Source organism: Thomasclavelia cocleata, from assembly GCF_900102365.1.
In the GTDB taxonomy this organism is placed as follows: Bacteria; Bacillota_I; Bacilli_A; order Erysipelotrichales; family Coprobacillaceae; genus Thomasclavelia; species Thomasclavelia cocleata.
In genome coordinates, this window is record NZ_FOIN01000007.1 from 28,027 (window position 1) to 40,923 (window position 12,897).

Consider the following 12,897-nt stretch of genomic DNA (forward strand, 5'->3'; position numbering starts at 1 on the left):
AGCAAAACCAGGAAATACAGTAGATACTAGTACACCAGTAAAACCAGGAGATACAACAAGTATAAAAACTGGAGATAATGGTTTAATGACAGTCTTTGCAGGATTAACAATGTTAAGTTTAGCTGGACTAAGTTTACTAAGAAGAAAAGATGATTAATAAAAATTAGGGATTTCAAATTTTATTGTATTAATCAATAAAATAGAAATCCCTTTTTTAATTTGACATATTAATTAATAAATATAATATATTAATTAAAAAATGCAAATATTTAATTTAAATATGTTGTATAATTAAATTATGAAAGCGCTAACAGTGATTAAGGGTTAAAAATAAAGTATTAATAGGATAGGATTTATTACTTCATAATTTGGAGCCCAACAGATTTTGAAGTGATATGTTTTATAAATGATTATAAAGTTTGCACTATATATGAAATACATCATAGGGGTGCAAATAGAGCTTTAACTAACTAGTAAAAAGGAGTGTGAAAATATGAGAAAAAAACTGTTAGTTATTAAAAAAATATTTATAATTGTTTTATCTGTTTTTATGATCATAATAGGGGCGCCTCAAGTAAACGCAAACTCAGATTATATGGAAATAGTTGTAAATGATTCTGAAGTTGGTGATGATGTTAATCAATTTACATTTAGTAATGGTTGGGTTCATGAAGGAGGTTATCCTGATTTATTTGAAGGTGGGGATGAGCATTGGACAACTAAAGCGGTTTTTGGTGAAAGTTATCCTTCATTTTCTTTGAAGTTTTTAGGGAATAAAGTTACATTATATGGTCATCGTGTTAATGATGGGTGTATGGCAGATGTCTATATTGATGATGTAAAAGTAGATACAATTGATTATTATCGTAATGGTAGACTTAATAAGGATATATTGTATCAAAGTCCTGATTTGGAAAATACTCTACATACAATTAGAGTAGTATTAAATGGTGATAGAAATGAAAATGCTGGTGGGAATTATGAAGCAGCAATTGACTATGCTTTAATTCAAAGTGAAAATATGGATTATCCAGCTACAGGAATTCAATTAAGTAATTCTGAATTAAGATTAGAAGAAGGAATGCAGAGACAAATTATATCTAAAGTTCTTCCATCATATGCAACTCAAATTCCTGATGTCATTTGGGAAAGTGAAGATTCAACTATTGCTAGTGTTGATCAAACAGGGTTAATTAAGGCGGTAAGCTCTGGAACAACTACGGTTATTGCACGGTTAGAAGGTACAGATATTACTAACAGTGTAGAAGTTTCGGTATTGCCTTGTATAAATGAAATAGCAGCAATAATTAGTGATAACAATAAACATGCTTATCCTGAGCAATATTTATCTTATGTAAATGATCTTTATGATAAGGATTTATCTTCTTTACAAACATGGAGTGGGTATGCATGGAAAAATGATGAAGTAACTAGTCGTATTGATATTTTTTCAAAGTCTAAAGGCTATGATGATGTTACATTAGTGACAAATGATTTTGTTGATGATGAAGGGAATATGATTAGTAAAGAAAATATTAAATTCACTTATATGGATACGGTTATTTCTCATACATCTAATCAGGATATTTTTGATGTTATTTCTCATGAAACTACTAGAGATTTAAAAGCTAATCAAATGTATGGAGCATGGGTATCTATAACAGTACCAAAAGATGCTAAAGCAGGAGTTTATACATCAAAATTATCATTAGTATCACAGGGAGATATTTTAGCTGAATTTACATATCAAATTGAAGTTTTAGACCTTGTAGTTCCAGAATTACAGTCACAAATTGAATTATGGATGTATCCATATAGTTCAAATCGTTATTATTCAGGTCAATCATCTAGTGAGTATTTTGGAACTGATGTTACTGATTTATATTATGTTCATTTAGATGATAAGTATCAGTCTGGATTAGAAAGTCAGTTAGAACTTTATAGAAAAATTGGCGGGGATGCAATTACTGTTACAGTAGTAGAAGATGCATGGAATAGCCAAACTCATGATCCTTATCCTTCTATGGTAAAATGGACACGTAAAGCTGATGGAACATTTAGTTTTGATTATACAGATATGGATAAATGGATTGAATTATGTATGAAACATGGTATTGATAAGCAAATTAAGTCATTTTCATTATCATGTTGGGGTAATCGTATTACATATTTTGATGAAGAATCAAATCAAGTAATATTTGAAAGACCTGCTACTGGTTCAGACCGTTGGAATGAATTATGGTCAATCTTTTTGCAAGATTATGTTAAGCATATGGATGAAAAAGGTTGGTTTGATATTACTTATATGTCAATGGATGAGCGTCCACTTTCAGAAGTAACTCCTGTATTGGATTTAGTAGAATCAGTAAAAAATAAAGATGGAAAATCATTAAAGACTTCGATAGCTGTATATAATTATGAAACAGAACCAGTTTTTGATCGAATAGATGATTTATCATTTGCAATCTATGTTGGATCTCAAGATAAAGCAAAAGAAATTGCAAAACAAAGAGAAGAAAAAGGATTAATGACAACAATATATACATGTGGTGGGCAAAACAGTGCATTGTTGAATAATCCAGGTGAAAGTACAGCTTCTATTTATGAAAGTTATAAAGATGGTACACAAGGATTTTTACGTTGGGCATTTGATTCTTTTAATGCAGAACCTCTTATAACATCTGAACATGATTTGTTTGCAGCAGGTGATTTGTATTTGATATATCCTGATTTACGGAACGCAAATTATATGGCACAGTCTACTCCAAGATTTGAAAAACTTGTAGAAGGGGTTAGAGATATTGAAAAGTTGCGTTATTTAACAAATAATTATAGTTGGATGGCCACAGATATTGAAGATGTAGTCAATAAATTAGGTTATGATATTCCAGCAGCCCAGAATTTAATTAATAAATTATCTAAACAGGCACTTTATGGACCAATTATTCCTTCAATTTCTATTAATGAAAGAGATATAGAGTTGTTTGAAAATGAAACAAAGCAATTAACAATTTCGACAACTCCAGATGATTTATTAACGAGTGTATTAAAACAAACGTCAGTAATAAATGATTTTGATTCAAAAATCACATATTCTGGTTCTTGGAATACAGATGAAGGATATCCAAGTTTATTCTATAATGGTGATGATCATTGGTGTTCACCAGATGAAAGTGATGCAGAAAATTATGGATATGAATTTGATTTTTATGGTGATAGTTTTGCAATTATTGGAAATTTAGAATATTTAAATGGAAAGTTTGATGTATATGTTGATGATAATTATACTGCAACAGTAGATGCATATTCTTCAGGTAGAATTGTATTTTCTCGATTATTTGAAAGTGATTTATTAGAATTAAATAATCATCATGTTGTAATTAAGGGAAATGGAACTAAAAATAATGCTTCTACAGCATATAATATGCAATTAGACTATATTGAAACTTATATTCATGAAAAATTAGTATGGGTAAGTAGTAATGATCAGGTAGTATCTGTAGAAGATGGTATATTAACTGCTCATAAAGCAGGCGAAGCAAATATTACTGTTACAGGTGGAGAATATAGTGATACAATTAGTGTTAATGTAAGAGCTAAAACAAATAAAACAGCTTTACAAATTGCTATTGAAATGGCAGAAAGTGCAAACTTAGAAAATGTAGTACCAGCAGTAGTAGAAGAATTTAATGCAGCATTAGAAAATGCTCAAGCTGTTTATGCTAATGAAAATGTAACTCAAGAAGAAGTAGATAATGCATTTACTAGATTAGCTAGTGTAATGCATATGTTAGAATTCTTTAAAGGAAATAAAGAATTATTACAAAAACAATTAGATTTAATTAATGATTTAGAATCAAATAAATATATTGAGTCAACATGGAATGCAATGACACCAGCATTAGAAAAGGCAGAAGGTGTATTAGGTAACAAAAATGCAATGCAGGAAGAAGTAGATGAAGTATATAGTGAATTAGTAAGAGCATTTGTGAATTTAAGATTAAAACCAAATAAAGATTTATTAAGTGAATTAATCAACAAGGCAAATGGGCTAAATAGAGCAAATTATACATCAGCATCATTAAAGGCAGTAGATGTTGAGGTAGAAAAAGCAAGTGTAGTATTAAATAATCCAGAAGCAATAAAAGAAGAAGTAGAAGCTGCAATAGCAGAATTAACAAAAGCAATGTCTGGATTAGAAATAAAACCAAATAATCCATCTGTAGATACTAATACATCAGTAAAACCAGGAGATATAACAACAAATGCAATAAAAACTGGCGATAATACAAGTGTTTTCACACAAATTGTAATTATGGCATTAAGTATTTCTGGGTATTATTTTTCCAAAAAGAAAAGATATTGGAATTAAATTATACTGATAGAAAGTGTAAGTATTTTATTATTTAGATTGTTGATAAAGTGGTGGATTCAAATATGTTTCGACCACTTTTGTTTTTATTTAAAAATTATTAATGTGTTTTTTGACAAATCTAATTTTTCATTAATTAGTGATGGTATCATGAAATATATATGATTTGTTAAAAATAAATAATTTTATAGGGAAAGAATATATTTTATAAATTTGATTTTGGAAAAGTAAAAGAATATGTATATTAGGAGACGATTATTTTAAAAAGCAAGACTAAATTGTTTTAGAGAAATTTTTTAAATTTTGATATTACTTTTAGTTTTATGAAGGAGGCGAATAGAAAAAGGAATAATAAAAATTTTTTATATTAGTGGGGAAAGGGATATTAATGATGATATGTTAAAAGGAGTATTGAAAAAATGAAAATTTTTAAAAGATTAATATGTGTATCAATATCACTATTAATGATGATTAGCTTTATTAGTCCATTATCTGCATATGCAGTTAAAACGAATGAAGATGTAAATACTTATATTGGGGAATTGATCGCATATTATAGAGATTATCAAGATAATGCAAAAACTGATATTTTAAGAATACTTGATAAAATTAAAGAACTAGATAAAACTAAATATGATGCATGGCAAGAAATCATGAATTTCTGGAGTGGTGTTAATAAAGAAGGATATACAAATGTTGGTGTTCTTCCAGATGGTTTACCTCAAGATGATAGTTTATGTATTGTTATTTTAGGTTTTGCTTTAAATTCAGATGGAACAATGAAGCAAGAATTAATTAATAGACTTCAAGTTGGACTGGATAGTGCAAAAAAATATCCAAATTCATATGTAGTTGTTACAGGTGGTGGAACTGCTTCTGGCAACCCAAATGTAACAGAAGGCGGATTAATGGGTCAGTGGTTGTTAGAACAAGGGCTTTCTAGTGAACGTTTAATTATTGAAAATAGAGCACCTGATACAGTTGGGAATGCTAAAAATACATATAAAATTTTAAATGAAAGTTATCCTCAGGTTAAATCACTTGCAATGGTGACAAGTGATTATCATATTCCTAGAGGATCAGTATTGTTTTTCACACAGTGTCTTTTATCAGCTTACGAAACTGGAAATACACCATTACAAATGATTTCAAATGCAGGGTGTTATACTGGTTCAAGTGGTTATGAATCAATTTCTTTGCAAGCTAGTGGTGTAACTTCAATTGCAGGCGTAAAGGCACCTAGTAAATTAGAGCTTTCTAAATTAAATGGTCTAGTTGTTACACAGGAAAAAGAATATGAAGTTAATGAAGAATTAGAATTAAATATTGAAGCATTTTATAATTCTAATTATTCACGTGATATTAGTGATTTAGTGCAAATTACAAATTTTGATCCAATAAAAGGTGCAAATCAAACAATTACACTTACTTATATGGAAAATGGTATTACAATTACTACTGATTTTAATTTAAGTGAAACAGAAAAAGTTATATATGATAATACATATCTTAAAGAACTTGTTGAGGAAGTAGAAAATAGAAATTTTAGTGCTTATACAAAAGAATCTGTGGCTTTAGTAAATGAAACTTTACAAAACGCAAAAAATATATTAGCTTTAGGAAACGATGTAACAAAAGATGAACTTGATTTAGCTTATAAACAAATTAATGATGCATTAAATAATTTAGTTAAATTGGTAAATATAGCTTTTAAAATGAATACAGAAGCAAACTGTAATCAAGGGAATGCTTATAAAATTAATGATGGAGTGAAAAATACAAGCAATTATTGGGCTAGTGAAAATAATGGAAATGTTGCAAGTAAGGACGCTGAATTTATCATTGATTTAGATGGGGCATATGATGTACAAAGTGTTATTGTTTATCCATATTGGAATGGACAAAGAATTTATCAGTATGAGCTTTATGGAAGTAATGATAAGATAAATTGGGTAAAAATTGGTGAGAATTTAAGTGATGATTATGCTACAAGTAATGGTTTTGAACATGAAATAGATATTGATGAAAGTATTTCGTATATTAAACTTAAAGGTATCAAAACTACAGTTGTTGGAAGACCAGATATTAATAACATTCACATTATAGAGATGGAAGTATTTGGTCAAGAAAAAGATAATCTTGCATATTTGAAACCTGTAACATCTAGTGGAACTGATACTAGTGCTGGTTCTTCACAAAATAGTAAAGATATCCAAATTGTTGATGGTGATAGACAAACATATTGGGATGGTGGAAATTATTCTGATAATCCTTGGGTGACAGTTGATTTGGAAGATGTTTATTTGTTGGATAGTTTGAATATTATTACATATTGGAGTAGAAATGATAGATATTATTATTATGATATTTATACAAGTATTGATGGAAAAACATTTACTCTTCTTTATTCAAAAACTGAAGGAACAGAAAAATCAACTATTTTTGGCGAAGATATTAATGTAAGTGATCAAGAAGTATATGCTAGATATGTTAAAGTAGTAGGAAAATTTAATTCAGCAAATAGTGCATTCCATATTAATGAATTAAGAGTATATGGTAATGAGTTAACAAATAAAACAGCATTACAAATAGCTGTAGAAATGGCTAGTGTTGTAACAGCAGAAGATTTAGATAAAGTAGTACCAGCAGTAGTAACTGAATTCAATGCAGCATTAGAAGAAGCAAAAACAATCTTAGCTAATGATAATGCAACACAAGAAGAAGTAGATACATCATTTGCAAGACTATCAGTAGCAATGCATATGTTAGAATTCTTAAAAGGTGACAAGACTGAATTACAAGACCTAGTAGATTCAACAGCTGATTTAGCAGCAGAAAAATATACACCTGAAACATGGGCAGTATTAGAAGAAGCATTAACAAATGCAAATACAGTATTAAACAATGAAAATGCAATGCAGGAAGAAGTAGATGAAGCATATGACAATTTACAGGCAGCAATAAATGGTTTAGAAGAAGCAGAAGTAGTAGATAAATCATTATTGGAAGCAATGGTAAATAAAGTATTAGGGTTAGAAGAAGATAAATATATCGCATCTTCGTGGCAAGCAATGTTACCAGAATTAGAAGCTGCACAAGAAGTATTAGGAAATGAAAAAGCAACACAGGCAGAAGTAGATGAAGCATGTGATGCATTAACAAGAGCATACTTGAACTTAAGATTAAAACCAAATAAAGATTTATTGGCAGATTTAATCAATAAGGCAAATGGGTTAAATGCTGCAAGTTATACAGCTAATACATGGGCAGTAGTAGAAAATGAAGTAATAAAAGCACAGGCAGTATTAGAAGATCCAGAAGCAAGTGAGGCAGAAGTAAAAGCAGCCAAGAAAGCATTAACAAAATCTCTTGAGGGATTAGAACCAGTAAAAGCTGGAGATACAACTGCAAGTGTAAAAACTGGAGATACTGATTTACTTGGAATTTTTGCAAGCTTATCAATGTTAAGTTTAGCTGGACTAAGTTTACTAAGAAGAAAAGAAGATTAATAAAAATATTGAGTGTGTAAGTTGGTGAAACTACTGCACACTTTTTTTCTAAGAAAGTAAAGTTTGAGTGTATGATTTTGCTAATGATTGTAGAATTTTACTAATATTTTTATGCTATGATATAAATATGCTTTATATATTACTAAATAATTAGTAAAAAATAGCTTAAATGTTTTATAAAGTGTTTATATTTATTGATTGAAGGAGGATGAAAATAGTTAAAGTAAAAAAGATGGTTATTGAATAAGATTATATAGGGGGAGATAACCAATTAAATTAAGATGATATTTTATTTTAGTATTGTCAATTATGTTCGTTATAATTTGACTAGTTATTTATCATGTAGATGTTAGTTATTTGATATTTATGATATTATATAGATGTAACCAATATAACATACACATATTGTAATTTTTATTGAGATATTATTAATTAAAGGATAGTTATTGATAATGGTGTATAAAGGTTCATGATTATTGATTGAAGGAGGGTGAAAACAGTAAAGAAACATGAGGTTTATTAAATAAAAATATTAGAAACTATGAAAGGGGAAGAGAAAATGAAGAGAATAGTACGTAAATGTTTTATGGCTTTTCTAGCATTGTTTATTACTTTGTCTTTTGTTTCAACGCATGGAATTATGGTTAATGCTGTTGAAGAAGGTGGATTAGTAGATATTGCAAAACATTGTGATGTAACAGTTCCTCAAAATGAAGGTGCTATTTCAAATATGTTTGATGGAAATACACAAACAATTTGGAGTCCTTCAAGTACTGCAGGATGGCCTGCAACTGTTACTTTTAAATTACCTGCTGATAATACAAAACCAGTAGAGAAAATTGTAATTCGTTTCAAAATTGAGAATTCATCTCAAGAAAATTGGAACATGGATGTGAAATTAGGGTATTATGTAAATTCTGTAACAGATGAACTTATTGCTAAAGACGTTAAGGGTCATATGTTAAAGAACGCATTTGAATTTGAATTTGATGAACCTATAAATATTTCTCATGCATTAGTAACAATGGCTAATCCAAAAAATGGAGATAGTCAAGCTGGATTCTGGCCTCAAATTGCTGAAATGGAAATTTATGTGGCTGATGATGATCAAGAAAGTAATCTTTCAAATCTAGCTTCTAATGCTGTAATTACATCATGTGGTAATGGAGCAGGAAATGCTTCTAATTTAGTAGATGGAAATTATAGCAGTTTATATGTTTTCTATAATGGTGGAATGTCTACTATTAACGGGGAAGCTTGGGTACAGGCTGATCTTGGTAGAGATATGAGTATTTCATCTTTAGAAATTGCTTTTGAAAAGCTAGCTAGTGATGCAAATAATTTTGGATTTACTTATAGTATTTATGGTATGAAAACAACTGATACTGATTGGACAAAATTAGTAGCAAGTGCAACTGCTAATCGTACTGATAACAGTGTTAATGAACATCTTTTAGGTGTTGATGGTGCAACTGTTAAATATAGTAAATTTAAAATTGTTATTGAATCTATTACAAGTACAGGTGGAGATCCATGGCCAGCAATTGCAGAATTCAAGATTTTTGGTAAAGAAGAAGCTGTTCAAGATCCAGATAATCTTGCATGGCAAAAACCTACACATACAAATACCAATAATGCTACAAGTAGCAAGATTACAGATGGTAATGTTGCAAGTTCATGGAGTGGTGCTTATTATCCAGGGTATGTAGATATTGATTTAGAAGAAAATTATAATATTTCAGATATTGAAGTTTATTTACCAACTTCTGGATATTCACAATATGATATTTATACAAGTATGGATGGTCGTGATTTCACGAAATTATTAAGTAAAACAGATACAGAAAGTACACCTGCTAATGGTGATTGTTATGAAGTGGATGTTGAAGCTCGCATTGTACGTGTATACATAAATTATCAATCTTCAGGAAGTAATGCAGTTATTAATGAAGTACGTGTTTTAGGTGAAGCAAGTGGTACTCCAGTACAAAGTACACCTGCTGTTGAAGTGGAAAATTTTGCAAATAGTAAATATGATGTAGAAATTACTGATGAAATGACTATTGCAGAAGTACAAGGGATTATATCTCGCCAATTAGGTGAACAATATATTAATTGGTTTGATTTTTCATTAGGAACTAATCCAAATGGAAATGAGTATGATTATTTTACATTGAGTGAAAGCAATGGCAAGATTCATATTGAAGGTAATGATGGTGTATCTTTGGCAACAGGATTAAATCATTATTTAAAATATTATTTAAATGTACATATTTCACAAGTAGGTAATCAAGTAAAAATGCCAGCTGAAATTGTTTCATTAAATGGTGAAACAGTTACCCGTGAAACTAAATTACCAATTCGTTATGCTTATAATTATTGTACACTTTCTTACTCTATGGCATTCTGGGGTGAGGAAGAATGGCGTAATGAATTAGACTGGTTAGCTCTAAATGGTGTAAACGCTGTATTAGATGCTACAGCACAAGAAGAAGTATGGCGTCGTTTCTTACAGGAAGTTGGATATACTGCTCAAGAAGCAAAAGATTATATTTCAGGACCTGCTTATTATGCATGGTCATACATGGCTAATATGGCTGGTTATGGTGGACCAGTTCATGATAGCTGGTTTGTAGATCGTACTGAATTGGCAAGAAGTAATCAATTATCAATGCGTAAATTAGGTATGCAACCAATTCTTCAAGGATATAGTGGTATGGTACCTGTTGATATTGAAACTAAAGATCCTTCTACTAAAGGTAGTGTTATTGGTCAAGGATCATGGTGTTCATTTACTAGACCAAGTATGTTAAATGCAACATCTCAGTCATTCCGTGATTATGCAAAAATATTCTATAAGATTCAAAAAGATGTATTTGGAGATGTAACTGATTTTTATGCAACAGATCCTTATCATGAAGGTGGAAATCCAGGTGGTGTAAGTGCTAATGTTGTTGGTGCAAATGTTTTAGATGAAATGATGATAGCTGATGAAAATGCTGTTTGGGTTGTTCAATCATGGGGAACGAATCCAACAACTGGATTATTACAAGGGGTTGCTCCAAATAAAGATCATGTCTTAATTTTAGATTTATATGCTGAAAAATTACCACGTTGGGAAAGCTTTAATGGAACACGTGAATTTACAGATACTCCTTGGGTTTATTGTATGTTAAACAATTTTGGAGGACGATTAGGATTACATGGTCATATTGAAAATTTTGTTAATGAAGTTCCTAAAGCAATTAATAGTGCTAAATATATGAAAGGAATAGGAATTACTCCAGAAGCTTCTGTTAATAATCCTGTTTTATATGATTTATTCTTTGAAACAATTTGGGCAGAAGATGGAGATAATGTTGAAGCAATTGATTTAGATGCATGGTTTAAAGACTATACAACTCGTCGTTATGGTGCTGAAAGTGAAAGTGCTTATCAGGCAATGTTGATTTTAAATGAAACAGTTTATAATCCATCATTGAATATGAAAGGACAAGGTGCACCAGAATCAGTTGTTAACGCTCGTCCTGCAACTAATATTAATGCTGCCTCTACATGGGGAAATGCAGTTATTGACTATGATAAAGAAGATTTAGAAAAAGCAGCAGGCTTATTATTAGAAGATTATGATTTATTAAAAGATAGTGATGGATATTTATATGATGTGGCTAATGTTTTAGAGCAAGTTTTATCTAATTCAGCACAAGAATATCAAAAGGCTATGGTTAGATCATATGAGGCAAGAGATTTAGAACAATTTACAGCAATTTCAAATAAGTTTTTAGATCTTATCGATATGGTAGATAAGGTTACAGGAACACAAGAATATTTCTTAGTAGGAAGATGGATTGAACAAGCTAAAGGATTAGCTGATAATGCTGATGAATTTACTAAGGAGTTATATGAATTTAATGCTCGTTCATTAATTACAACATGGGGAAGTATTAATCAGGCTAATTCTGGAGGATTGCATGATTATTCTAACCGTCAATGGTCAGGACTAACAAAAGACTATTATAAACCACGCTGGGAGTTATGGATTGCAGAACGCACAAAAGAATTAATGGGTGAAAGTGGTAAAAATTATTCAAGTGCACAATGGTTTGCAATGGAATGGCAATGGGTAAATGAAAATAATTTATATGCAACTGAATCTAATGGATTAGATTTAAATGAATTAGGTAAAGATGTATTAAAGAATTATACGGTAGACCAAGTGCCAAAAGATCCAGCTGCAGATGATGTTAAAGATATAGCTACTGATTTAATGACAGTAACAAGTGGAAGTGAACAATCAACAAGCGGTTCTGAAGGACCAGCTTCAAATATGATAGATGGAAATACATCTACGATTTGGCATTCAGTATGGAGTGGAACAGATCGTGATAATCTTTGGGTAAATATTCATTTATCAGAACCATCAACAGTAGATGGATTACGTTATTTACCTCGTCAAAATGGAAGCAATGGTATAATTACAGGTTATATTATTGAAGTGAGCCAAGATAATGGTGAAACATATCATCAGGTTGCCACAGGAACATGGGCAAATTCATCAGCATGGAAAGCGGTACAGTTTACTGCTGAAGAGAATGTAACAGATGTTCGTTTAAAAGCAATAACATCAATTTCAGATAGTTCTAGTAAAAATTATGCTTCAGGAGCAGAAATTCGTTTAACTGCGCCTCAATCAGAGCCAGAAGTTGATAAATCTGAATTACAAGAAGTTATTGCAACAGCAGAAGCTTTAAATGAGGCTGATTATACAAGTGTTAGCTGGACAGAATTTAAGACTGCAATGGATAATGCTAAAGAAGTATTAGAAAAAGCAGATGCTTCACAAGAAGAAGTAGATAATGCTATAACAGCATTACAAGAAGCTAAAGAAGCTTTAGTAAAAGCAGAAGAAACAGTAGTAAGCAAAACAGCATTACAAATTGCAGTTGAAATGGCAGGTAATGTAACAGAAGAACAATTAGATAAAGTAGTACCAGCAGTAGTAACTGAATTCAATGC

At 30.4% G+C, this 12,897-nt stretch carries 4 protein-coding genes; all 4 read left to right on the plus strand.

Annotated features, from left to right (window positions below; translation table 11 throughout):
- The first annotated feature begins 61 nt into the window (after positions 1 to 61).
- Positions 62 to 157, plus strand: coding sequence for an LPXTG cell wall anchor domain-containing protein (locus BMW96_RS14775; protein ID WP_143050711.1), 96 nt, complete (start codon positions 62 to 64; stop codon positions 155 to 157).
- 336 nt (positions 158 to 493) lie between these two features.
- On the plus strand, positions 494 to 4,372 hold the full coding sequence (locus BMW96_RS04625) for a glycoside hydrolase domain-containing protein (protein ID WP_092352987.1): 3,879 nt from the start codon (positions 494 to 496) through the stop codon (positions 4,370 to 4,372).
- A gap of 419 nt (positions 4,373 to 4,791) precedes the next feature.
- The gene (locus BMW96_RS04630; protein WP_092352990.1) at positions 4,792 to 7,881 is read left to right on the plus strand and encodes a discoidin domain-containing protein; all 3,090 of its coding nucleotides are present in this window, start codon (positions 4,792 to 4,794) and stop codon (positions 7,879 to 7,881) included.
- A gap of 559 nt (positions 7,882 to 8,440) precedes the next feature.
- Positions 8,441 to 12,897: alpha-N-acetylglucosaminidase TIM-barrel domain-containing protein (locus BMW96_RS04635; protein WP_177165815.1), on the plus strand; the 4,457-nt coding region annotated here is incomplete at its 3' end.